The organism is Pseudomonas sp. AB39(2026) (genome assembly GCF_059831485.1).
Genome location: NZ_CP195212.1, coordinates 3,231,087 through 3,255,232 on the forward strand (window position 1 = coordinate 3,231,087; position 24,146 = coordinate 3,255,232).

Genomic DNA, 24,146 nt, shown 5'->3' on the forward strand with positions numbered 1-24,146 from the left:
CTGTGCCAGCAAATCAGACAGCCAGACGCTTGCGGCCCTTGGCGCGACGGCGCGACAGGACGGCACGGCCGTTCTTGGTGGCCATGCGAGCACGGAAGCCGTGGGTGCGAGCGCGCTTGATGGTGCTGGGTTGGAAAGTACGTTTCATGGACAGTTACCTGGCTGGTCGGGTGGGCCCCAATGGCCCGGTTTTCAAGAGACCGGCGATTCTAGTGAAAGCACGCGCATAGGTCAATTTCCGACCAGCTTTTCCTTACATATGGTTGTGTGAGGGTTCATTGGGTCGGAAGGTCTGAAAATAGAAATAATAAGAAGGACGTATAAAAAGCTTTTTTGTAGAGCTTATAAAGCTTGAGGGCGCGCCTTTCTGTGGATAACCTGATTTGGGTCAGTGACGCCGGGGTAAACGCCGAGCTCAAAGGTTGTCCACAACCCGCTGTTAAGCTGTTTGAACTGTGGACAAATCCTGTGGACAATAATGCTAATTATCCACAGGTGAGTTATGCACAGGGTTTTACCCCCACTGCTCCCCTGCCCTCAGTGCGAGTTTTCCACAGGGCTTATCTGGCATTCAAAATTACGAAAATGACGCTTGGGAGAGGTACGAGGCAAAGCGCTCGTACTAGGTGTGGATAACTCCATTGTCGGTAGGTACAATGGCCGACGCTCTCTTGCCCACACGGGCTTATCTATCTCAGGGGATTCCTGTGTCAGTGGAAATCTGGCAGCAGTGCGTGGAATTGCTCCGCGAGGAACTGCCTGCTCAACTGTTCAATACCTGGATACGTCCACTCCAGGTCGAAGCCGAAGGTGACGAGTTGCGTTTGTACGCACCTAATCGCTTTGTGCTGGATTGGGTGAATGAAAAATACCTTGGACGATTGCTGGAGCTGATGGCGGAGCAGTGCAACGGTGCCGCCCCGGCTGTCGCTTTGCTGATCGGTAGCCGTCGCAGCGCAGCGCCCAGGATGGCGGTCAATGCGCCTATGACAGCCGCTGCCGCGCCTGCTGCTGCCTCCCCCGCGCCAGTAACGCCCGCCCCAACGCCTGTAACGCCTGCTGCAGATCCGGAACCTTCCAGGGACAGCTTCGACCCTATGTCTGCACCGGCGACCACCCGCGGCGAAACGCGGAGTGTTCAAGTAGAAGGTGCGCTTAAACACACTAGCTACTTGAACCGTACGTTCACGTTCGAGAATTTCGTCGAAGGCAAATCAAACCAGCTGGCCCGGGCCGCGGCCTGGCAGGTAGCAGACAACCCTAAGCATGGATACAACCCGCTCTTTCTGTATGGTGGCGTTGGCTTGGGTAAAACCCACCTCATGCATGCGGTTGGGAACCACCTCCTCAAGAAGAACCCGAATGCCAAGGTGGTTTACCTTCATTCGGAGCGATTTGTCGCGGATATGGTCAAGGCACTCCAGCTGAATGCGATAAACGAGTTCAAACGTTTCTACCGTTCGGTGGACGCACTGCTGATCGACGACATTCAGTTCTTTGCACGCAAGGAGCGCTCGCAGGAAGAGTTTTTCCACACCTTTAACGCGCTGCTAGAAGGTGGACAGCAAGTGATTCTTACCAGCGATCGTTATCCTAAGGAAATAGAAGGCCTTGAGGAACGCTTGAAGTCACGCTTTGGTTGGGGCCTCACCGTTGCGGTAGAACCGCCAGAGCTGGAAACCCGCGTGGCCATCCTTATGAAGAAGGCAGACCAAGCAAAGGTTGACCTGCCTCATGACGCTGCTTTCTTCATCGCGCAACGTATCCGTTCCAATGTTCGCGAGCTGGAAGGGGCGCTCAAGCGTGTCATCGCGCACGCGCACTTCATGGGCCGTGCCATTACGATCGAGTTGATTCGCGAGTCGTTGAAAGACCTGTTGGCGCTTCAGGACAAGCTGGTCAGTGTGGACAATATTCAGCGCACCGTAGCCGAGTACTACAAGATCAAGATTTCCGACCTGCTTTCCAAGCGGCGATCAAGGTCTGTGGCTCGGCCGCGTCAAGTGGCAATGGCGCTCTCTAAAGAGTTGACCAACCACAGTTTGCCTGAAATCGGTGACGTGTTCGGAGGTAGAGACCATACCACAGTGCTGCACGCCTGTAGAAAGATCAACGAATTGAAAGAATCTGACGCGGACATTCGCGAGGATTACAAGAACCTGCTTCGTACGCTCACTACGTGACGCCTACGCAGCCGCCACGAAAAGGCCAGGACTGACGCCATGCATTTTTCCATTCAACGTGAGGCTTTGCTCAAGCCGCTGCAATTGGTAGCCGGTGTAGTGGAACGCCGCCAGACGCTGCCGGTGCTTTCCAACGTTCTGCTGGTGGTAGAGGGCCAACAGCTCTCTTTGACAGGCACGGACCTGGAAGTGGAACTTGTGGGCCGTGTGCAGTTGGAAGAGCCTGCCGAACCGGGTGAAATCACGGTACCGGCTCGTAAGCTCATGGACATCTGCAAGAGCTTGCCAAATGACGCGCAAATTGATGTGCGGCTGGAAGAAAACAAATTGCTGGTAAAGGCTGGGCGCAGCCGTTTTACCTTGTCTACTTTGCCCGCCAATGACTTCCCAACTGTAGAAGAAGGGCCAGGTTCGCTTACGTGCACCTTGGCACAAGGCAAGCTTCGCCGCTTGATCGAGCGCACGGGCTTTGCCATGGCGCAGCAGGACGTTCGCTATTACCTCAACGGTATGCTTCTGGAAGTGTCCACCGGCATGATCCGCGCGGTGGCGACTGATGGCCATCGCCTAGCGATGTGCTCCATGACGGCGGACCTGGGCGAAGCCGACAAGCACCAAGTTATCGTGCCACGCAAAGGCATTCTGGAGCTGGCACGCTTGCTCACTGAGCAGGACGGTACGGTTAGCATTGTCTTAGGCATGCACCACATCCGCGCAACCACAGGTGAGTTCACCTTTACCTCCAAACTGGTTGATGGGAAATTCCCCGACTACGAGCGGGTGCTGCCTAAAGGAGGCGATAAGCTGGTGGTAGGCGATCGTCAGGCCCTGAAAGAAGCATTCAGCCGTACGGCGATTCTGTCCAACGAGAAGTACCGAGGCATCCGTTTGCAACTGGTTGCAGGGCAGCTGAAAATTCAGGCCAACAACCCTGAGCAGGAAGAAGCTGAGGAAGAAATCAGCGTCGACTACAATGGCGGCAACCTTGAGATAGGTTTCAACGTCAGCTATCTGTTGGATGTGCTTGGCGTAATGACGACCGAGCAAGTGCGCCTGGTGCTGTCGGATTCCAACAGTAGCGCCTTGGTGCAGGAAGCAGACAACGATGACTCTTCCTATGTCGTAATGCCGATGCGGCTTTGATTGCTCTTTACTGATGTCCCTTTCTCGCGTGTCTGTCACCGCGGTGCGAAACCTGCACCCGGTGACCCTCTTGCCCTCTCCACGCATCAACCTATTGTTTGGCGCTAACGGCAGCGGCAAGACCAGCGTGCTCGAAGCCATTCACTTGCTGGCCTTGGCACGTTCATTCCGCAGCACGCGATTGCAGCCTGTTATTCAATACGAGCAAGCGGCTTGTACTGTATTCGGACAGGTCATGCTCGACAGCGAGCGCCAATGCAGCATTGGTGTGTCACGTCAACGAGACGGTGAATTCCTCATCCGCATTGATGGCGAAAATGCGCGTAGTGCTGCTCAGCTAGCCGAAGTGCTGCCACTTCAACTGATCAACCCAGATAGTTTCCGTTTACTGGAAGGTGCTCCGAAGGTACGGCGCCAATTCCTGGATTGGGGAGTGTTCCACGTGGAACCTCGTTTTCTTCCCGTATGGCAGCGCCTCCAGAAGGCTTTGAAGCAGCGGAACTCATTACTACGCCGTGGTACACTTGATGCCGTTTCAGTCGCTGCCTGGGATCGGGAATTGACTGCGGCCAGCGGTCAGATCGACGAGTTCCGCCGTGCTTATATTCTGTCTCTCAAGCCTGTGTTTGAGCGCATATTAGCCGAATTGGTTGACCTGCCGGGTTTGACCCTGAGCTACTATCGGGGCTGGGACAAAGACCGTGAACTGAGCGAAGTGCTTGCGGCCTCGTTACTAAGGGATCGTCAATTGGGGCATACCCATTCTGGTCCACAACGCGCAGATCTGCGCCTACGCCTTGGCAACCATAATGCGGCAGAAATCCTGTCCCGCGGGCAGCAAAAGCTCGTAGTCTGCGCCTTACGTATTGCTCAGGGCCATTTACTCAGCCAGGTGCGTCTTAACCAGTGTGTTTACCTAGTTGATGACCTACCTTCCGAGCTCGACGAGCAGCACCGCAAGGCCCTATGCCGCCTGCTTGAAGAATTGAAATGCCAGGTGTTCATCACCTGCGTGAACCAAGAATTGTTGAGTGATGACTGGCAGAAGGAGACGCCTGTCTCATTGTTCCACGTGGAACATGGCCGCATTACTCAAACTGCGCATCATCAGGAGTGAAGCATGAGCGACAATCAAACGTACGACTCCTCAAGCATTAAGGTCCTGAAGGGCCTGGACGCCGTTCGCAAACGCCCCGGTATGTACATTGGCGATACCGATGACGGCAGCGGCCTGCACCATATGGTGTTCGAAGTTCTCGACAACTCGATCGACGAAGCGCTGGCCGGGCACTGTGACGAGATTACGGTAACTATCCATCCAGACGAGTCCATATCGGTACGAGACAACGGCCGTGGTATTCCCGTAGATGTGCACAAGGAAGAAGGTGTTTCTGCAGCTGAGGTCATCATGACCGTGCTGCATGCCGGCGGTAAGTTTGACGACAACTCTTACAAGGTCTCTGGCGGCTTGCATGGCGTTGGTGTGTCGGTAGTGAACGCACTGTCAGAGTCCTTACTGCTGACAGTGCGCCGTAGCGGCAAGATCTGGGAGCAGGTCTACGTTCATGGTGTGCCTCAGGCGCCTATGAAAACTGTAGGAGATAGCGAAACCACCGGTACAGAAATCCACTTCAAGCCGTCAGCTGAAACCTTCAAAAATATCCACTTCAGCTGGGATATCCTCGCAAAGCGTATTCGCGAACTGTCATTCCTCAATTCGGGCGTGGGCATCAACCTGAAAGATGAGCGCAGTGGTAAGGAGGAGTTCTTCAAATATGAAGGCGGCCTTCGCGCATTCGTGGAGTACCTGAACACCAACAAAACGACAGTGAACCAGCAGGTTTTCCATTTCACTGTTCAACGCGAAGACGGTGTTGGCGTAGAAATCGCTCTCCAGTGGAACGACGGGTTCAATGAAAACCTGCTCTGCTTTACAAACAACATTCCTCAACGTGATGGCGGTACCCACCTTGTTGGGTTCCGTTCTGCCCTTACGCGCAACCTCAATACCTACATTGAGCAAGAAGGCCTGGCCAAGAAAAACAAGGTAGCCACTACAGGTGACGATGCTCGAGAAGGCCTCACCGCGATCATTTCAGTGAAGGTTCCAGACCCTAAGTTCAGCTCTCAAACTAAGGACAAGCTGGTTTCCTCTGAGGTCAAAACAGCCGTTGAACAGGAAATGGGAAAATATTTTTCCGATTTCTTGCTGGAAAACCCAAACGAAGCCAAAGCAGTTGTTGGCAAGATGATAGACGCCGCGCGCGCGCGTGAAGCTGCACGAAAAGCGCGTGAGATGACACGGCGCAAGGGTGCCCTAGATATCGCCGGTTTGCCCGGCAAACTGGCAGACTGCCAGGAGAAGGACCCTGCCCTGTCCGAACTGTACCTTGTGGAAGGTGACTCGGCGGGTGGCTCTGCCAAGCAAGGTCGCAATCGCCGCACCCAAGCGATCCTGCCTTTGAAAGGGAAAATCCTGAACGTCGAAAAAGCTCGGTTCGACAAGATGATCGCGTCCCAGGAAGTAGGCACGCTGATCACGGCATTGGGCTGCGGCATTGGCCGTGAAGAATACAATATCGAGAAGCTGCGCTATCACAACATCATCATCATGACCGATGCGGATGTGGACGGTTCGCACATCCGTACGCTGCTTCTTACGTTCTTCTTCCGCCAATTGCCAGAACTGATCGAGCGGGGCTATGTGTATATCGCGCAGCCTCCGCTGTACAAGGTTAAAAAGGGGAAGCAAGAGCAGTACATCAAGGATGACGAAGCTATGGAGGAGTACCTCACTCAGACTGCGCTGGAAGATGCCAGCCTGCACCTGGGTGATGAGGCACCTGGTATCAAGGGTGAAGCACTGGAGCGCCTGGTGAATGATTACCGTATGGTGATGAAGACTCTCAAGCGTCTGTCTCGGTTGTACCCTCAAGACATCACCGAGCACTTCGTTTACCTCCCTCCAGTGTCCCTGGAGCAGCTTGGAGACCAAGCGGCCATGGGCGAGTGGCTGGAGCGCTTCGCAGCGCGCCTGCAGCGCTCTGAGAAGTCTGGGTTGGCGTATAAGGCCAGCCTTCGTGAGGATCGCGAGCGTAACCTGTGGCTGCCGGAGGTGGAAATCATCTCGCACGGCTTGGCAAGCTATGTAACCTTCAACAGGGACTTCTTCGGCAGTAACGATTACCGCACAGTGACAGCCCTCGGAGCCCAGCTCAACAGCCTGCTGGACGAAGGGGCCTATGTGCAACGCGGAGAGCGTAAGAAGCCGGTAGGCGAGTTCAAGGAAGCACTGGATTGGCTCATGAACGAAACGGCCAAGCGTTACAGCATTCAACGATACAAAGGGCTGGGGGAAATGAACCCCGACCAACTGTGGGAAACCACCATGGACCCCACTGTGCGCCGTATGCTCAAAGTCACCATCGAGGATGCGATCGCTGCTGATCAGATCTTCAATACATTGATGGGCGATGCAGTAGAGCCACGCCGCGACTTCATTGAAAGCAATGCGCTAGCGGTATCGAACTTGGATTTCTAACTGTTGAAGTTGGCCGCCCTCCCCGGGCCTGCCTGATATGGAAAAAGCCCCGGCCAACAAGCCGGGGCTTTTTCATGGGCTCATGAGGCGTTGTTGAGGTCGTGACGGATAACAGCTTTGGGGCGCCCAGGCCAGGTGCCTGTGAGGTCTATATGCATCTCGCCCTGTGGCCATTGAGCCGCAGGAATGTCCCAGGACAATGTTTGCGTCTCGTCTTCGATAAGCCCAACGAAGGTCAGTTCGAGCGAGGCATTGTGTGCATCGATTGGAATATTGGCGAAACTGCCAGACAAACCGCCAGAAACAGTCACGGTCTTCTCTTGGTGTCCTGTCCCATCCGTGTAGCTTAACCGTGCCTTGGTAATGTAAGTCATACCTTTGCTCGCTTTGCTGTCCAGGTAGATAGCCAAGCCATTGATTCTCTTGCGCCAGGCCGGAAGTACGGTTCGGCCATGGAAAGATGAAAATGCAAAGGCTATTCCTATAGGGGCCTCCGATACCTGCCCTTGCGTAATGGGCCACAAGTGCTTGTCCAGTGAATGGGTTTCGCGGCTATAGCTGTAATTGGCTTTTACGCCAGTACTAGGACCTTTATCCCCTACCATCACGCTCAGGCCCTCCACAGTGCCGCCCAGCGTATAAGTGGCGTCACTATCTTTAGAGCCGAGATTCAGGCCGCTGTGCGCGAATATGACCTCTGTGATGACGCCAAAGCCTTGGGCGATCTGGCTGTCTTGAGCAAAACCTACCTTTTTAGCTTGGTCTAGCAGCCAGTCATATTGATCGCTCAACACGCCCAGATTTTTAAGAACAGCTTCTTTAATGATTGAAAATTCAGACGCTATCGAATCCTTGCGTTGAAACTTCCAGACCATTTCCACTTCAGGTTTGATCTGCAGCCCCGTGTTTGGATCGATTACCGAGCCTGAAACCTTAGCATCCGCCTGCTGGCGAGTGACCCCCTCACTGCTCAGTTTCCAGGTGGAAGACAGTGTGTTTTCTTGAATAGCGGCACCTGGTAGCGCCTCTGCTACCAGCTGGAAGGCACCTGTAGAGGGGTCCATGAAACCCACTGCTCCTGGCTTTATAGAGGACGCCAGTGCCCAGTTACCCCATAAGTTAGGGCGGCTTTGGCGGATAAGTTGGGTAAAGCGATTGTTCCAGTCTGACATGCGGCGTGTCCTTACGATGAGGGAGGTGTAAACCTACTTCACCACGGACGTTTTATAGAGCGGGAAGCCGTTCCGCTGCCCTTACCTGCTTATTCACCAATCACCAAACCATTGGAGGGCAATGGCAATGCTGTCTTATAGCGCACCTGTTTGAGTGCAAAACTTGAACGTATGTTGGCTACGCCTGGGAAGCGTGTGAGGTGATTGATAATGAAACGCTCAAGGGCATGGATATCAGGCACAAGCACTCGTATCAAGTAATCGGCGTCTCCACTCATCAAATAGCACTCCATTACCTCTGGCCGCTGAGAAATGGCTTCTTCAAATCTTGCTAACGCACCCTCTACCTGCTTTTCCAAGCTTACATGGATAAAAACATTCACATGCAAACCCAGCATCTCAGGTGCCAGTAATGTCACTTGTTGCTTGATCAGACCCAGCTCTTCCATAACCTTCACCCGATTGAAGCAGGGAGTAGTGGAAAGGTTTACGCAACGCGCCAGTTCGGCATTGGTGATACGTGCGTTGTCTTGAAGAGCGTTGAGTATGGAAATGTCTGTTCTATCCAGTTTGCGCATCGTGCTTCCTTGGCCCATCCATCCGCGTGGATGGAAACGCTGAAGTAGAGGTAAGGTAGCTAAGTGCCACTAGCTACCAGCTACAGTTTACGGATTGAAATAGTATGTGTTACGTACCCTGTAATTATTTTTTTTTACCAATGATTGTGGGTCTTTAATCGTACTGAATGGTACGAAATTACATTCAAAGAAATCGAATACTCCAGTGTCTGTGTCTATCTGCCTTTACCCCATGCAAAAATGCACAGCGCTCATGTTGAAAACAATCTCTCTGAGGCCAGCTTTAAGCAATACCATGAGGGAACAAGAAGAAAAAACAGCGAGGCCTTAGGCATGTCGCTTCCTCAGAATACGTATGACTACATCGTTGTAGGCGCAGGACCCGCTGGTTGCCTGTTGGCAAACCGGTTGAGCGTAGACCCTGCCCATAGGGTGCTGCTGCTTGAAGCAGGGGGCAAAGATAACTACGCCTGGATTCATATCCCTGTCGGCTACCTGTTCTGCATTGGCAACCCCCGTACTGATTGGTGCTTCAAAACTTATCCACAGCCCGGTTTGCAAGGGCGGACGCTTAGTTATCCACGTGGAAAGGTGCTCGGGGGGTGCTCGTCCATAAACGGTATGATCTATATGCGTGGTCAAGCCAACGATTATGACCATTGGGCTAGCCTGGGTAATACGGGGTGGGGTTGGGAGGATGTCCTGCCGTTGTTTTGCCAGACTGAATGCCACATCGCAGATAGTGATGATGTGCACGGCCAGAACGGGGAATGGCGTGTAGAGCGCCAGCGGTTTCGATGGCCTATTCTCGACGCCTTTCGGCAAGCTGCCGGAGAAGCAGGCATCGCGCCTGTGGATGATTTCAATCGAGGCGATAACGAAGGCTGTGGATACTTTGAGGTCAACCAGCGCTCCGGGATTCGTTGGAATGCTTCAAAAGCCTTTTTGCGCCCTGCGCGTCACCGCCCAAACCTGACTATCTTGACGCAGGTGGAGGTAGACCGCCTCACCTTTGAGGGCATAAAAGCCAATGGAGTGGCTGCACGTTATCTTGGAACCCGCCAAACCTTCAGGGCCCGTAAGGAAGTGATCCTCAGTGCAGGGTCGATAGGGTCACCTGCCATCCTTCAGCGCTCAGGGATTGGCCCGCGCGCCTTGCTGAACAGGCTTGATATACCGGTAAGGGTCAATGCGGCCGGGGTAGGCGCTAACCTTCAAGATCACCTGCAACTGCGCCTGATCTATCGGATTCAGCATGCCAAAACGCTAAACCAAGTGGCCAACAGCGTGTGGGGAAAATGCGGCATGGGCTTGCGTTACCTCTATGACCGTAGCGGCCCGTTGGCCATGGCGCCTAGCCAACTGGGCGCCTTTGTACGTTCAGATCCAAGCCAGCCCAGCGCCAACCTTCAGTACCACATTCAGCCCCTTTCCTTGGACCGGTTTGGCGAGCCTCTGCATCGCTTTCCAGCATTTACTGCTTCGGTGTGCAATCTTCGTCCTGAAAGCCGAGGCCGCGTGGTGATTCGCTCTCGTGATCCAGGGGTGCCCCCTCTGATCGACCCCAACTATCTGAGTGATGAGAGGGACCTGAAGGTAGCAGCAGACGCCATCCGGATGACGCGAAAGATTGTGCACAGCCCTGCACTTGCCCGGTTCGAGCCGGTGGAGTACCTGCCTGGTGCTGCTTTGCAGACACAAGAACAATTGGAATCAGCAGCGGGTGCGATTGGAACGACTATATTTCACCCAGCAGGTACATGCCGTATGGGCGTGGACTCAGACGCTGTTGTGGACCCGCAACTGCGTGTAGTAGGCGTACAAGGACTTCGCGTTGCCGACGCCTCGATCATGCCCACACTGGTGTCCGGCAATACTTGCTCCCCTACCCTGATGATTGCTGAAAAAGCAGCGGCCTTGATCCTGTCCAATGCAAGGCAACTTCAGACACCCCTACTGCAGGTAGCGGAGGTGATGGTGGAGCGGTAAGCACCTGGCTACAAAGGTAAGTAAAGGCAGTAGAAGCGCAGCGCAGACGTGAGCCATGCGAACAGTGGAACAAAAATAACAATCACTGTGCCCTTCGGGCCGAGGACAAGAGCAATGACCGACTACTCCCATGCCCAGAAGGCGCAAGCCCTGCCCAAAGCAACGCGGGAAGAGCGCAAGATCATCTTTGCATCGTCACTGGGTACGGTATTCGAATGGTATGACTTCTTCCTGTATGGGGCCCTTGCAGCGGTAATTAGCAAACAGTTTTTTGCAGGAGTGAACGACACGACTGCCTTTATTTTTGCGCTTATGGCATTCGCGGCAGGCTTTCTGGTTCGGCCATTCGGTGCCTTGGTGTTCGGACGGTTAGGTGACATGATCGGCCGTAAATACACCTTCTTGGCCACCATCGTACTGATGGGGCTATCTACGTTTGCAGTCGGCCTGCTGCCGAACTATGCGGCGATCGGCGTGGCAGCCCCCATCATGCTGATTGTGCTGCGCATGCTTCAAGGGCTTGCCTTGGGCGGAGAATACGGAGGCGCAGCCACGTATGTGGCCGAGCACGCACCCGCTCATAAGCGCGGCCACCATACGGGCTGGATACAGTCCACGGCAACGCTGGGGTTGCTGCTATCGCTGGTAGTCGTGGCCGGGTGTCGTTATGTGAGCGCTGATCAATTCGAGGTGTGGGGCTGGCGCCTTCCTTTCCTGTTATCGATTGTGCTGCTGGGGCGTGTCGACCTGGATTCGAATGAGCCTGCACGAGTCGCCAGCTTTCGCCAAAATGAAAGCAGAAGGCAACGTCAGTCAAGCGCCTATCCGTGAATCCTTTGGCTCTTGGGCTAACGTGAAAATCGTACTGACAGCTTTGTTCAGTATCAATGCCGGGCAAGCAGTAACCTTTTATACCGCACAGTTCTACGTCATGTTTTTCATGACCCAAATGCTTAAGCTAGATCCTGGCCAAGCCACAAACCTGATGATCATCAGCGTGATCATCGGCGCGCCCTTTTTTGTATTCTTTGGCTGGCTGTCAGATCGCATAGGGCGCAAGCCGATCCTGATGACAGGGTTGCTGCTGGCGACCTTATGCTATTTCCCCCTGTTCAAGGCGCTAAGCCACTATGCCAACCCGCAAATTGACCAGGCCAGCCGCCATGCGCCTATTGTAGTGATGGCAGACCCTAGCAACTGCACGTTCCAATTCGACCCCGTGGGGAAAGCACGCTTTGACAGCCCATGCGACAAGGTGAAAACACTGCTTGTAAAGGCAGGCGTGCCCTATACCGCGCAAGCAGGTACGACCGGAAGCACGGTTGTAGTGACCATTGGGCAAACGCGTATTGAAGGTTATGACGAGGCGGCTTTGCGCAGTGCGATCACTGCGGCAGGTTACCCAGCCAAGGCAGAGGCCATGGACGTGAACCAGCCGATGGTAGTAGCGATCATCGTAGCCTTGATTCTTATCGCAACGATGACCTACGGGCCACTGGCTGCGGTGATGGTAGAGCTGTTCCCTACCCGTATCCGCTACACCTCCATGTCCCTGCCTTATCATATTGGCAACGGCTGGTTCGGCGGTTTTCTCCCTACTGTTTCGTTTGCGCTGGTGGTTTACACCGGGGACATCTACTACGGGCTTTGGTACCCGATTGCAGTAACAGGCATAAGCCTGGTGGTAGGGCTGGTGAGCCTTAAAGAAACTCGCCAGGTAGACCTGAATAATGTGTGACGGTGCATACCTGGTGGAAGTTATGCACGTTTTACATCGGTAGGTGACGCAAAAATTAAGGCTTTAAAATCAGAGCGTTAACACATGCGTAGCCTGCTTTCGAAAAAAACTACGCACATGTTATCCACAATTATTCAGGTGTTGGTGTGGCCATGGGTTCGGCTGGCTGAAGCGCACCCATTTGACGCTGTGCCTGAGCAATCCAGGCGCAGGCTCGGTCGTTCAGTTCAGCGATAGCACGGGGGCCAGTGCCTTCAGCAAACAAAGGGGCGCCGATCATGATGTCAATAGTGCCTGAGCGTTTTCCCCAGCCATCTTTGGGCCAGAATTTGCCGGCATTGTGCGCTATTGGCAGTACGGGGCGATCGGCATTCACTGCCAAAGCTGCACCACTGCGTGTGAATTTTCCCATGGTGCCATAAGGCACCCGTGTACCCTCTGGAAAGATCAGCACCCAGACATTGTCCTTTAGCAATTTGTCACCTTCAGTAGCCACCTGCCGGAGCGCTTCCTTAGGATTATCACGGTTGATCGCGATAGGCCGAAGCATCGCCATGGCCCAGCCAAAGAAGGGTACATACAGAAGTTCTTTCTTCAACACCTGGCTCAACGGCTGGAAGTAAGCTGAAAGAAAGAAGGTTTCCCACGTGCTTTGGTGGTTGGAAAGAATCACGCAAGGGGTAGCAGGCACGTTTTCAGCACCTGTTACACGAACCCTGATACCCAGAAATACACGCGTCAGCAGCAACGCAAAACGGCACCAGTACACGTTGATAAAGCGGTATCGCGCTGGAAAGGACAGGAAGGGACAGACGAAGAAGCCCAGCGAGCACCAGATAAGGGCGCTCAAGCCCAACAAGACGTAGAAGACAGTAATGCGTATGGCCATCAATGTGGACATGAATGAATACCGTGCGGGGCCTGCCCTGTGGTCAGAGGGCTGTGCCTGGGTTAATTAACGCCTTGGCGACTGCGGCCAGGTCATCGAATTGCAGTGTGCCTCGTGGCAGCACGCCGGCGGCGGTCTTCAAGCCTTTTCCTGTCCTCACCAGCACCGGTTGAGCACCAACGGACAAGCCTGCCGCAAGGTCACTGTAGCTGTCGCCCACGAACCATATACCGTCAAGTGGCACATCATAGTGCCCACCGATGGCACGTAGCATGCCCGGGTTGGGCTTGCGGCAGTCACAGCCCTCATCCGGCCCATGGGGGCAAAACAGGATTGCCCCTACTTCGCCGCCTGCTTCGCCCACCTGTCGCCGAAGCTCATCGTGCATGGCCTGCAGCGTATCCAGGGAATAGTAGCCCCGGGCGATGCCCGACTGGTTGGTAGCCACTGCTACCGTCCAGCCGGCCTTGCTCAATGCAGCAATGGCCTCGATCGAACCGGGAATGGGTATCCACTCCTCTACCGATTTGATGTAGGCATCGGAGTCCTGATTGATAACCCCGTCCCGGTCCAGTATCAGCAGCTTCACGGCTTAGCCCAGCACCGAAATATCTGCGACACCTAGGAACAGGCCACGCAACCGCGCCAGCAGGGCGTAACGATTGGCACGTACGTTCGCATCTTCGGCGTTGACCATCACGGCCTCGAAGAACGCATCCACCGGTTCGCGCAACGCCGCCAGGCGGGCCAGTGCTTCGTTGTACTGACGAGCCTGGGCCATGGGCTGAACCGCGTGGTCTGCCTGCTGGATAGCCGAGTACAGCGAGAACTCATGGGCGTTATCGAAGTACTTGGGCTCTACAGTGGTAGCTACCGCACCATCAGCCTTGCCCAGCAGGTTGGAAACACGCTTGTTCACTGCAGCCAAGGCTTCAGCCTCAGGCAAGCGACGGAACGCCTGCACTGCTTGAACCCGCTGGTCAAAGTCCAGCGCAGAGCCTGGCGTGAGCGCACGAACAGCCAGGTAGCTGGCGACATCCACACCTTCGTCTTCATAACGCGCACGCAGGCGATCAAATACAAATTCAAGTACCTGATCGGCCAAGGCAGCAGCCTCTACTTTGGCACCATACAAGGACACCGCGAAAGCCACTGTTTCTGTCAGGTCCAAGTCCAGCTGCTTGTCGATCAGAATACGCAGTACACCCAAGGCCGCGCGGCGTAGGGCGTAAGGGTCCTTGCTGCCGGTGGGCAACATGCCGATACCAAAGATACCGGTCAGGGTATCCAGCTTGTCAGCAATGGCGACCGCTGCGCCTGTTAGCGTTTGCGGCAGTTCGGCGCCTGCGCCGCGGGGCATGTACTGCTCGTTCAGTGCTTGGGCGATGTCTGCGGGTTCGCCGTGGTGCAGGGCGTAGTAGTAACCTGCTATACCCTGCATTTCCGGGAACTCGCCTACCATTTCAGTGGCCAGGTCGCATTTGCTGAGCAATCCGGCACGCGCGGCGTTTTCCACATTGCCACCGATGCGGGCGGCAATAAAGGCAGCCAGCTTGGACACCCGCTGTGCCTTGTCGTATACCGTACCCAACTGGGCTTGGAATACCACGTTTTGTAGCCGGTGGTTGAAGCTTTCCAGAGGCTGACGCTTGTCTTGGTTGAAGAAGAACTCGGCGTCTGTCAGGCGTGGGCGTACTACCTTTTCGTTACCTTCAACGATTTGCCGAGGGTCGCGGCTTTCGATGTTGGCAACGGTGATGAAGCGTGGAAGCAACTTGCCAGCGGCGTCCAGCAGGCAGAAGTACTTCTGGTTATCCTGCATGGTAGTGATCAGGGCTTCCTGAGGGACGTCCAGGAACCGCTCTTCGAATGAGCACACCAACGGTACGGGCCACTCCACCAAGGAGGCCACTTCATCGAGCAGCGCAGGCGGGACGATGGCCTTGCCCATCTGCTGGGCAGCCAGCTCGTCTACGCGCTTGCGAATGAGTTCACGGCGATCGGCGAAATCGGCCAGTACGTAGGCCTTGCGCAGGTCATCAGCGTAGCTGGCAGGCGAATTGATCCGCACGTTGTGTGGATAGTGGAAGCGGTGCCCACGGGACTCGCGCCCCGCGCGTTGCGCCAGGAGCATGCAGTCTACTACTTGCTCACCGAACAGCATCACCAACCATTGGGTTGGGCGCACAAACTCATCCTTGCGCACGCCCCAGCGCATGCGCTTGGGAATAGGCAAGTCCGTCAACGAGTCCGCCACGATGGTAGGCAGTAGGCTAACCGTGGGCTTGCCGGTGATGGTCTGGCTATAGCGCAGCTTCTGGCCGCTTTGGTCGATTTCGCTGATGTCCACGCCGCACTTGCGGGCGAAACCCAAGGCTGCCTGGGTAGGGTTGCCATCAGCATCGAAGGCCGCCTGACGAGGCGGGCCATCCAGGTTCACGCTACGGTCAGCTTGCTGGGTCTGCAACCCTAGCACCTGTACCGCCAGGCGCCGCGGGGCAGCGTAGTAGCGGCTGCTGGCGTAGGTCAGGCCTGCGGCCTGCAGGCCTTTCTGAATACCGGCAAGAAACGCTTCGCCCAACGTTGCGAGGGCCTTGGGGGGCAGCTCTTCGGTGCCGAGTTCGACCAGAAAATCTTGCGCACTCATTGTGCAGCCTCCAGCTTAGCCAACACTTCATCTCGTATTTCAGGCGTGGCCATGGGGAAGCCCAGGCGCGCACGCGCTTGCAGGTAGCTTTGTGCAACGGCACGGGCCAGGGCCCGCACACGCAGGATGTAACGCTGCCGCTCGGTGACGGAAATAGCGCGGCGTGCATCCAGCAGGTTGAAGGTATGCGAAGCCTTGAGCACCATTTCATAGGTGGGCAGCGGAAGCTGCAGCTCGATCAGGCGATTCGCTTCGCTTTCGTAGAAGTCGAACAGTTCGAACAGCTTTTCCACATTGGCGTGTTCGAAGTTGTACGTGGACTGCTCCACTTCGTTCTGGTGGAACACATCGCCATACGTGACCCTGCCGAAGGGGCCGTCTGCCCAAACCAGGTCATAGACAGAGTCTACGCCTTGCAGGTACATGGCCAGGCGCTCAAGGCCATAAGTGATTTCACCCGTGACCGGATAGCATTCGAGACCGCCAACCTGCTGGAAGTACGTGAACTGTGTGACTTCCATACCATTGAGCCACACCTCCCAACCCAGGCCCCATGCACCCAGGGTTGGGGACTCCCAGTTGTCTTCCACGAAGCGCACGTCGTGCACGGTAGGGTCCAGGCCTATGTGGCGCAGCGAGCCCAGGTACAGCTCTTGGAAGTTTTCCGGATTGGGCTTGAGCACTACCTGGAACTGGTAGTAATGCTGTAGGCGGTTGGGGTTTTCCCCATAGCGGCCATCGGCCGGGCGCCGGCTGGGCTGCACGTAGGCAGCGTTCCAGTTTTCCGGCCCTACGGCGCGCAGGAAGGTAGCGGTGTGAAAGGTGCCTGCGCCTACTTCCATATCGTAAGGCTGAAGCACCACGCAACCTTGCCCGGCCCAGTACTGTTGCAGGGCCAGAATCAAGTCTTGGAAGGTACGCACGGCTGGCGTAGGCTGGTTCACAAATTCACCTGTATCTTGGGCTGCGAATTAAAGAGCGGGAGTATACCGCGATTCGTTATCCCCACCAGCCCGGAGCCTTATGCCACGCTGCTTTTGGTGTACCGCCGACCCGCTTTACCAGCAGTACCATGATCACGAATGGGGTGTTGCACTGCGCGACCCGCAGCGGCTGTTCGAGTTGCTGGTGCTCGAAGGGTTCCAGGCAGGGCTGTCCTGGATCACTATTCTCAAGAAGCGCCAGCGTTACCGTGAAGTGCTGTTCGGTTTCGACGCAGCCCGTCTGGCCCGCATGACCGACGAAGAGCTGGAACTGCGCATGCAGGATACCGGCATCATTCGCAACCGCCTGAAACTCAAGGCGGCGCGCCAGAATGCACAAGCTTGGCTTCGGCTTGAAGACCCGGTAGGTTTCTTATGGTCTTTCGTAGGCAACGCGCCCTTGATCAACCATTTTGCCGACCCTAGCGAAGTACCTGTGCAAACATCCCAGGCCCAAGCCATGAGCAAGGCCTTGAAAAAGGCGGGTTTCAGTTTTGTGGGGCCGGTGATCTGTTATGCGTTCATGCAGGCTTCGGGCATGGTGATGGACCACACCACAGACTGCGATCGTTATCCTGCACTGAGCCGCGTACCTATCGACCTGGGGTAGGTCGACCTGGGGTAGAATGGCGCGCGAGTGACGAGGGGATTGAACTGTGGAAAAGTTGAAGGGCGCCGTAATGGTCGGCGTGCTCAAGGCCTTTGCAATGCTGCCATGGGGTGGCGTGCAGGCCGTAGGTGCAGGCATTGGTTGGCTGATGTGGAAACTGCCTAACCGTTCGCGAGACGTAGTGCGTATCAACCTGGCTAAATGCTTCCCGGAACTCTCGGCCGACGAGCGCGAGCGGTTGACTGGGCAAAGCCTGAAGGACATCGGCCGTTCTTTCACGGAAAGCGCCTGCGCCTGGATCTGGCCAGCCGAGCGTTCGCTGGCGCTGATTCATGAGGTGGAGGGCCTGGAAGTGCTCGAAGCGGCGCTTGCCACCGGCAAAGGCGTGGTGGGCATCACTAGCCACCTGGGCAATTGGGAAGTGCTCAACCACTTCTATTGCAGCCAGTGCAAACCGATTATTTTCTACCGCCCGCCCAAGCTCAAGGCGGTGGACGAGCTGTTGCAAAAGCAGCGAGTTCAGCTAGGTAACCGTGTGGCGGCGTCCACCAAGGAAGGCATCCTTAGCGTGATTAAGGAAGTACGCAAAGGTGGCCAGGTCGGTATTCCAGCAGACCCTGAACCGGCGGAGTCTGCCGGGGTGTTTGTGCCCTTCCTGGGCACCCAGGCCCTTACCAGCAAGTTCGTGCCCAACATGCTCGCCGGTGGCAAGGCTGTGGGTGTTTTCCTTCATGCGGTACGCCTGCCGGGCGGTTCAGGCTTCAAGGTGATGCTCAAAGCCGCGCCCGAGGCCATGTACAGCACAGACGTGGAGGTATCCGCTGCCGCCATGAGCCAGGTGGTGGAAGACTACGTGCGTGCTTACCCAAGCCAATACATGTGGAGCATGAAGCGTTTCAAGAAGCGGCCTGCTGGCGAGGCCCGCTGGTATTAAAGGCTGCGGTCCAGTTTGCGGATGAATACATTCATCTCTTTCTCTGACTGCTTGTCACCTTTGGCCTGCGCCGCCGCAATGCCTTGAGCCCAGGCAATGCGTGCGGCGGGCAGGTCGCCTTGCAACTGCAAGGCCTTTCCCAGCAGCTTCCAGGCCGCAGAGTAGTTGGGGTCATGTTCCACGCACCTGCGCAAGTGCTCGGCTGCCTGCTCACCGTTACCTGCATCCAGGTAGCCTTTGCCAAGGCCGAACCGCAGCAACGCGTTATCCACACCCTTGGCAAGCATGTTTTCCAACGACGTGATCATGGCTTGACCTTCCTCAGAAAAAACTCAGCCCGACGTGGAATAGCTTTTCCACATCACGGATGTACTTTTTGTCCACCACAAACAGGATTACATGGTCACCGCTCTCGATCACAGTACTGGCGCGGGCAATGATCACTTCCTGATCCCGGATGATGGCGCCGATGGAGGTGCCCGGCGGCATGGTGATGGTGTTGAGTGTACGGCCGACTACCTTGCTTGACCGCGCGTCCCCGTGGGCAATGGCCTCTATGGCCTCTGCCGCGCCCCTGCGCAGAGAGTGCACACTCACGATGTCCCCACGGCGCACGTAGGTCAGCAGGCTACCAATGGTGGCCAACTGCGGATTGATGGCAATGTCGATCTCGCCGCCCTGCACCAGGTCCACATAGGCTGCATTGTTGATCAGCGTCATTACCTTGCGCGCGCCGAGCCGTTTGGCCAGCAGTGATGACATGATGTTGGCCTCATCGTCATTGGTGAGGGCGACGAAGATGTCCGCATCAGCAATGTTTTCTTCGACCATCAGATCACGGTCTGACGCGCTGCCTTGCAGCACTACGGTGCTATTGAGGTTTTCGGAGAGATAGCGGCAGCGTGCTGCATTCATTTCGATGATCTTGACCTGGTAACGGCCCTGAATGGCATCAGCCAGGCGTTCACCGATATGCCCTCCTCCGGCAATAACGACCCGTTTGTTGTTCATGTCCAGGCCTCGCAGCTCACCCATGACGGCACGAATGTCCGCCTTGGCCGCGATGAAGAACACTTCGTCGTCGGCCTCAATGACCGTGTCGCCACGTGGAAGGATAGGCCGGTCGCGACGGAAAATGGCGGCTACTCGTGTTTCCACATCAGGCATGTGATGGCGGATCTGTCGCAGTTGCTGCCCGACCAGCGGCCCGCCGTAGTAAGCGCGCACCGCCACGAGCTGGGCCTTGCCGCCTGCGAAATCGATCACCTGCAACGCGCCGGGATGCTCGATCAGCCGCTTGATATGGTGGGTGACCACCTGCTCAGGGCTGATGAGTACGTCCACTGGAATGGCAGCGTTGGCAAACAGTTCAGTGTTGGTCAGGTACGCCGCCTCTCGGACGCGCGCAATGCGCCGGGGCGTGTGAAACAGGGTGTAGGCCACCTGACAGGCCACCATGTTGGTTTCATCGCTATTGGTGACGGCGACCAGCATATCGGCATCGTCTGCGCCGGCCTGGCGCAGTACGGCGGGGAATGACGCCTTGCCCTGAACCGTGCGGATGTCCAGACGATCGCCCAGGCTGCGCAGGCGCTCGCTGTCCGTGTCAACGATAGTGATGTCGTTGGCCTCGCCAGCCAAATGTTCAGCCAAGGTGCCGCCCACCTGGCCCGCACCCAGAATGATGATTTTCACTTCGGTTCGCTCAACGGCCGCTCGACGCGGCGATTTTCATCAGTTTGGCGTAATAGAACCCGTCGTGCCCGCCATTCTGCGGGAACAACTGGCGCCCGTGGGGTTGGCGAACTCCGGCTTCAGTGGCCAGGTCCAGCTCGCGGGCCCCTGGGGTACGCCCCAGGAAAGCTGCCAGGGTGTCACTGTTCTCCATGGGCAGTACTGAACAAGTGGCATACACCAGAATACCGCCCACTTCCAAGGTGCCCCACAAGGCATCCAGCAACTCGCCTTGCAGGTGGGCCAGTGCAGCAATGTCATCGGCCTGCCGTGTGAGTTTGATGTCCGGGTGACGGCGGATCACCCCCGTGGCCGAACAGGGGGCGTCCAGCAAGATACGCTGGAACGGTGTACCGTCCCACCAGGCAGCAGTGTCTCGGCCATCCGCTGCGCGCAGGTCAGCGCTCAAGCCCAGGCGTGAAAGGTTTTCCTCCACCCTGCCGAGCCGTTTGGCCTCCAGGTCGATGCCTAGCACATGGCTCAGCCCTGGCATGCTTTCCAGAATGTGGCAGGTTTTGCCGCCAGGCGCACAGCAAGCGTCCAACACCCGCTGGCCGGGCTTGAGGTCCAGCAGGCCGGCGGCCAATTGAGCGGCCTCGTCCTGCACACTTACCCACCCCTCGGCAAACCCTGGCAAGCCCGTCACATCCATAGCGCTTGCCAAGGTGATACCGTCCGAACTGAAGCGGCAGGCGGTAGCAGCAATTTGTGCATCCGCCAGTAGCGCCAGGTAGCCGTCACGGGTGTTATGGCGAGCGTTCACACGCAGTGTCATGGGCGGGTGCTGATTGTTGGCGTCGCACAGGGTTTCCCAATGGTCCGGCCAGGCGGCCTTCAAAGCCTTCTGCAACCAGCGAGGGTGTGCAGTACGGGCCACGGGGTCGCGCTCCAGCCCGGCCAGCAATGCCTCCCCTTCACGTTGGGCTCGACGAAGTACGGCATTGAGCAGGCCCTTGGCCCAAGGCTTTTTGAGCTTGTCGGCACAGCCTACGGTTTCAGCGATGGCTGCGTGGGCAGGTACACGGGTATAGAACAATTGGTAAAGGCCCAGTAGCACCAGCGCGTGAAGGTCTGCGTCAGCAGCCTTGAAGGGCTTTTGCAGCAGGTGCTCCACCAACAGAGCCAGGCGTGGTTCCCAGCGAGCTGTACCAAACGCCAACTCTTGGGCCAGCCCGCGGTCCCGCGGTTCTACACGGGCCAATTGCGCTGGCAGCGCACCATTGAGCGAGGCTTTACCGCTGAGCACTGCGGCCAATGCATGTGTTGCAGCCAAGCGCGGGTTCATTGGCCCAACACCATGCCAACGCTGAAGTGCTCACGGCGGCTGTTGTACAGGTCAGCGAAGGCCAGCGGTTTTCCCCCTGGCAGTTGCAGGCGGGTCACGCACAATGCGCCCTCACCGCAGGCCACTGTGAGCCCATCCCTGCCGGCGGCGATTATTTCGCCAGGCGCGCCGACACCTTCTTCTGCATGGGCAGCCAGTACCTTAACCACTTCACCGTGCAACAGGCTGTGAGAAACGGGCCATGGAAAAAACGCGCGTGCTTGCCGATCCAGTTCGATGGCCGGGCGAGACCAATCCAGGCGTGCTTCTTCCTTGTTCAACTTATGGGCATAGGTGGCCTGGGTGTCGTTCTGCACCTCGCCCTCTAAGGTACCTGCTGCCAGGCCGGCAATGGCTTCAAGCACCGCAGGTGGGCCCAGCTTGGCCAAGCGGTCGTGCAGGCTGCCACCGGTGTCCTGGCCGCTAATGGGCGTGGTCACCTTGAGCAGCATTGGCCCAGTGTCCAGGCCTGCCTCCATGCGCATCACGGTAACGCCGCTTTCGCTGTCACCGGCCTCGATGGCACGCTGAATAGGCGCCGCACCGCGCCACCGCGGGAGTAGTGACGCATGGCTATTGATGCAGCCCAGGCGGGGAATATCCAGTACCACCTGAGGAAGAATAAGCCCGTACGCCACGACGACCATAAGGTCGGGTGCAAGGGCTGCCAGTTCAGCCTGCGCATCGACGTTACGCAAGGTAGGTGGTTGATAAACAGGAATGTCATGGGCCAGCGCCAGTTGTTTCACCGGGCTGGGCATCAGCTTCTGGCCGCGCCCTGCGGGCCGGTCCGGCTGGGTGTACACAGCCACTACCTGATGGGCACTGCCCAATAAGGCTTGCAGGTGTTCGGCGGCGAATTCGGGGGTACCGGCAAAAACTAGGCGCATGAGCTTCTCGCTGAAATGAAAAGGGCTTGCCGAAGCAAGCCCTTGGGCACGGGGCAGGTCACACCTGCTGGCGGTGCTGCTTCTCGAGCTTTTTCTTGATTCGATCACGTTTGAGCGTGGACAGGTAATCGACAAACAGTTTGCCGTTGAGGTGATCGCATTCATGCTGGATACATACGGCCAGCAGGCCTTCGGCAATCAGCTCGTACGGCTTGCCGTCGCGGTCCAGGGCCTTGACCTTTACCTTCTGAGGGCGGTCGACGTTCTCGTAGAAACCGGGAACGGACAAGCAGCCTTCCTGATACTGGTCCATTTCATCAGTGAGCGACTCGAACTCGGGGTTGATGAAAACCCGTGGCTCGCTGCGGTCCTCGCTCAGGTCCATGACCACGACACGTTTGTGTACATTCACTTGGGTAGCGGCCAACCCGATGCCAGGCGCCTCGTACATGGTTTCAAACATGTCGTCGATTAGCGTACGCAGCTCGTCGTCCACCACTGCAACCGGCTTGGCCAAGGTGCGCAGGCGTGGGTCCGGAAATTCGAGGATGTTTAAAATAGCCATATGCTTTAGTGATGCACTGTAAGGTAAAGTCAGTGGGAATGGCGCCGAGCGCTTGTTGAGCAGCTGCTGCTCATGGAAAGCCCCGCGGTACACAGGCCATGCCGGCGGCGGGGTTTGACGAATGCGTACATGATAAAGGGATTCACGGCATGAGGAAATCATTACTCGCCCTGTTGCTGCTTGCCGGCGCAAGCCTGGCGCAAGGCGACGAACTGCTTCGCGAGGGCCATCCGCAGCGCTATACCGTGGTGCAGGGTGATACCTTGTGGGATATTTCAGGCAAATTTCTCAACCAGCCCTGGCAGTGGCCCCGTATCTGGCACGCCAACCCCCAGATTGCCAACCCAGACCTGATCTACCCCGGCGATTCGCTGATTCTGGGCATGGTGAATGGCCAGCCCCAGTTATTCCTTGAACGAGGGCAGTCACGGGGTACGGTCAGGCTGTCGCCCCATGTGCGCGCTACTCCCGTTGCCGAAGCTGTACCCAGTATTCCCCTGGGGGCGATCAACGCGTTTCTGATCAATAACCGTATTGTGGACAGCGCCTCGGCGTTCGACAGCGCACCTTATATCGTGGCCGGTAACCAGGAGCGCGTGCTCAGTGGCATGGGGGACCGGATCTACGCGCGTGGGCAGTTCAACCCGGCCCATACGGTGTATGGCATCTTCCGCCAAGGCAAGGTGTATACCGACCCTGATACCCAAGAGGTGCTTGGCATCAACGCCGACAGCATCGGTGGGGGCGAAGTAGTCGCTACCGAAGGCGATATCGCAACGTTGAGCCTGCAACGCTCCAATGCTGAGGTGCGGTTAGGCGATCGCCTGTTCACCGGTGAAGAGCATGCCGTCAACTCCACGTTCTTCCCAAGCCCGCCAGTGACACAAATTGAAGGGAAGATTATCGACGTACCGCGCGGTGTCACTCAGATTGGCAAGTATGATGTGGTGACGCTGGACAAAGGGCAACGGGACGGATTGCAGGAAGGCAATGTCCTGGCGATCTACAAGACAGGCGAAACAGTGCGCGACCGCCTCAATGGCGATCAGGTCAAGGTGCCGGATGAGCGCGCAGGCCTGTTGATGGTATTCCGGGCCTATGAAAAATTGAGCTATGGGCTGGTACTGACCGCTAGTCGCTCCCTTGCAGTTCAGGACAAGGTGAGGAACCCATAGCGGGGATTCCAAAAAGTTATAAACATAGTTATCCACAGGTTGCTACGGTCT

Annotated in this window: 20 protein-coding genes and 1 pseudogene; 9 read left to right on the forward strand and 12 right to left on the reverse strand. The window is 56.6% G+C overall.

Annotation, left to right across the window (positions count from 1 at the left end):
* Window positions 1-13: 13 nt before the first annotated feature.
* Complete coding sequence (rpmH, locus tag ACSAMW_RS14950; protein ID WP_002551315.1) at window positions 14-148, reverse strand: 50S ribosomal protein L34; 135 nt, start codon at window positions 146-148, stop codon at window positions 14-16.
* A gap of 559 nt (window positions 149-707) precedes the next feature.
* Between rpmH and dnaA the strand changes: the two genes are divergently transcribed.
* From dnaA to gyrB, 4 genes are read left to right on the forward strand one after another with little or no spacing between them, the layout of a single operon-like run.
* The gene (dnaA, locus tag ACSAMW_RS14955; RefSeq protein ID WP_500590952.1) at window positions 708-2,183 is read left to right on the forward strand and encodes a chromosomal replication initiator protein DnaA; all 1,476 of its coding nucleotides are present in this window, start codon (window positions 708-710) and stop codon (window positions 2,181-2,183) included.
* Between the two features lie 39 nt (window positions 2,184-2,222).
* Window positions 2,223-3,326 (forward strand): DNA polymerase III subunit beta, encoded by a 1,104-nt coding sequence (gene dnaN / locus ACSAMW_RS14960; RefSeq protein WP_168085501.1) that lies wholly within the window; start codon window positions 2,223-2,225, stop codon window positions 3,324-3,326.
* A gap of 13 nt (window positions 3,327-3,339) precedes the next feature.
* On the forward strand, window positions 3,340-4,443 hold the full coding sequence (gene recF / locus ACSAMW_RS14965) for a DNA replication/repair protein RecF (RefSeq protein ID WP_500590953.1): 1,104 nt from the start codon (window positions 3,340-3,342) through the stop codon (window positions 4,441-4,443).
* 3 nt (window positions 4,444-4,446) lie between these two features.
* A complete protein-coding gene (gyrB, locus tag ACSAMW_RS14970) occupies window positions 4,447-6,867 on the forward strand; it encodes a DNA topoisomerase (ATP-hydrolyzing) subunit B (RefSeq protein ID WP_168085503.1) in 2,421 nt (806 codons plus the stop codon).
* Between the two features lie 80 nt (window positions 6,868-6,947).
* Here gyrB and ACSAMW_RS14975 read toward each other — a convergent pair whose 3' ends face one another.
* Window positions 6,948-8,039 (reverse strand): hypothetical protein, encoded by a 1,092-nt coding sequence (locus tag ACSAMW_RS14975; RefSeq protein WP_500590954.1) that lies wholly within the window; start codon window positions 8,037-8,039, stop codon window positions 6,948-6,950.
* Window positions 8,040-8,128: 89 nt separating this feature from the next.
* Window positions 8,129-8,617: an Lrp/AsnC family transcriptional regulator gene (locus ACSAMW_RS14980; RefSeq protein WP_168085505.1), complete on the reverse strand. Its 489-nt coding sequence runs from the start codon at window positions 8,615-8,617 to the stop codon at window positions 8,129-8,131.
* A gap of 333 nt (window positions 8,618-8,950) precedes the next feature.
* Here ACSAMW_RS14980 and ACSAMW_RS14985 point away from each other — a divergent pair, with 333 nt between their 5' ends.
* Window positions 8,951-10,606, forward strand: a complete 1,656-nt coding sequence (locus tag ACSAMW_RS14985; protein ID WP_500590955.1) for a GMC family oxidoreductase — start codon at window positions 8,951-8,953, stop codon at window positions 10,604-10,606.
* 114 nt (window positions 10,607-10,720) lie between these two features.
* Window positions 10,721-12,344: pseudogene (locus ACSAMW_RS14990) on the forward strand (MFS transporter).
* Between the two features lie 130 nt (window positions 12,345-12,474).
* On the opposite strand, the gene ACSAMW_RS14995 reads toward ACSAMW_RS14990, so the two are convergent.
* From ACSAMW_RS14995 to glyQ, 4 genes are read right to left on the reverse strand one after another with little or no spacing between them, the layout of a single operon-like run.
* Window positions 12,475-13,245, reverse strand: a complete 771-nt coding sequence (locus tag ACSAMW_RS14995) for a lysophospholipid acyltransferase family protein (protein WP_500590956.1) — start codon at window positions 13,243-13,245, stop codon at window positions 12,475-12,477.
* 31 nt (window positions 13,246-13,276) lie between these two features.
* Entirely contained in the window at window positions 13,277-13,822 is a 546-nt protein-coding gene (gene gmhB / locus ACSAMW_RS15000; protein ID WP_500590957.1) for a D-glycero-beta-D-manno-heptose 1,7-bisphosphate 7-phosphatase, read from the reverse strand.
* 3 nt (window positions 13,823-13,825) lie between these two features.
* On the reverse strand, window positions 13,826-15,880 hold the full coding sequence (gene glyS, locus ACSAMW_RS15005; RefSeq protein ID WP_500590958.1) for a glycine--tRNA ligase subunit beta: 2,055 nt from the start codon (window positions 15,878-15,880) through the stop codon (window positions 13,826-13,828).
* On the reverse strand, window positions 15,877-16,824 hold the full coding sequence (gene glyQ, locus ACSAMW_RS15010; RefSeq protein WP_168085511.1) for a glycine--tRNA ligase subunit alpha: 948 nt from the start codon (window positions 16,822-16,824) through the stop codon (window positions 15,877-15,879). Before glyQ ends, glyS begins: the two co-directional genes overlap by 4 nt.
* Window positions 16,825-16,903: 79 nt before the next feature.
* Here glyQ and ACSAMW_RS15015 point away from each other — a divergent pair, with 79 nt between their 5' ends.
* Window positions 16,904-17,473, forward strand: coding sequence for a DNA-3-methyladenine glycosylase I (locus tag ACSAMW_RS15015; protein ID WP_500590959.1), 570 nt, complete (start codon window positions 16,904-16,906; stop codon window positions 17,471-17,473).
* A 46-nt stretch (window positions 17,474-17,519) separates the two neighbouring features.
* Window positions 17,520-18,407 (forward strand): lysophospholipid acyltransferase, encoded by an 888-nt coding sequence (locus tag ACSAMW_RS15020; RefSeq protein WP_500590960.1) that lies wholly within the window; start codon window positions 17,520-17,522, stop codon window positions 18,405-18,407.
* On the opposite strand, the gene ACSAMW_RS15025 is transcribed toward ACSAMW_RS15020, so the two are convergent.
* From ACSAMW_RS15025 to def, 5 genes are read right to left on the reverse strand one after another with little or no spacing between them, the layout of a single operon-like run.
* Window positions 18,404-18,715, reverse strand: coding sequence for a tetratricopeptide repeat protein (locus ACSAMW_RS15025; protein ID WP_500590961.1), 312 nt, complete (start codon window positions 18,713-18,715; stop codon window positions 18,404-18,406). The genes ACSAMW_RS15020 and ACSAMW_RS15025 overlap by 4 nt on opposite strands.
* 13 nt (window positions 18,716-18,728) lie before the next feature.
* Window positions 18,729-20,102, reverse strand: a complete 1,374-nt coding sequence (gene trkA / locus ACSAMW_RS15030) for a Trk system potassium transporter TrkA (RefSeq protein ID WP_500590962.1) — start codon at window positions 20,100-20,102, stop codon at window positions 18,729-18,731.
* 10 nt (window positions 20,103-20,112) lie between these two features.
* Window positions 20,113-21,426, reverse strand: coding sequence for a 16S rRNA (cytosine(967)-C(5))-methyltransferase RsmB (rsmB, locus tag ACSAMW_RS15035; protein ID WP_500590963.1), 1,314 nt, complete (start codon window positions 21,424-21,426; stop codon window positions 20,113-20,115).
* On the reverse strand, window positions 21,423-22,355 hold the full coding sequence (fmt, locus tag ACSAMW_RS15040; protein WP_500590964.1) for a methionyl-tRNA formyltransferase: 933 nt from the start codon (window positions 22,353-22,355) through the stop codon (window positions 21,423-21,425). Before fmt ends, rsmB begins: the two co-directional genes overlap by 4 nt.
* A 58-nt stretch (window positions 22,356-22,413) precedes the next feature.
* On the reverse strand, window positions 22,414-22,920 hold the full coding sequence (gene def / locus ACSAMW_RS15045; RefSeq protein WP_500590965.1) for a peptide deformylase: 507 nt from the start codon (window positions 22,918-22,920) through the stop codon (window positions 22,414-22,416).
* Between the two features lie 149 nt (window positions 22,921-23,069).
* Between def and ACSAMW_RS15050 the strand changes: the two genes are divergently transcribed.
* A complete protein-coding gene (locus tag ACSAMW_RS15050; RefSeq protein ID WP_500590966.1) occupies window positions 23,070-24,095 on the forward strand; it encodes a LysM peptidoglycan-binding domain-containing protein in 1,026 nt (341 codons plus the stop codon).
* Window positions 24,096-24,146 lie beyond the last annotated feature (51 nt).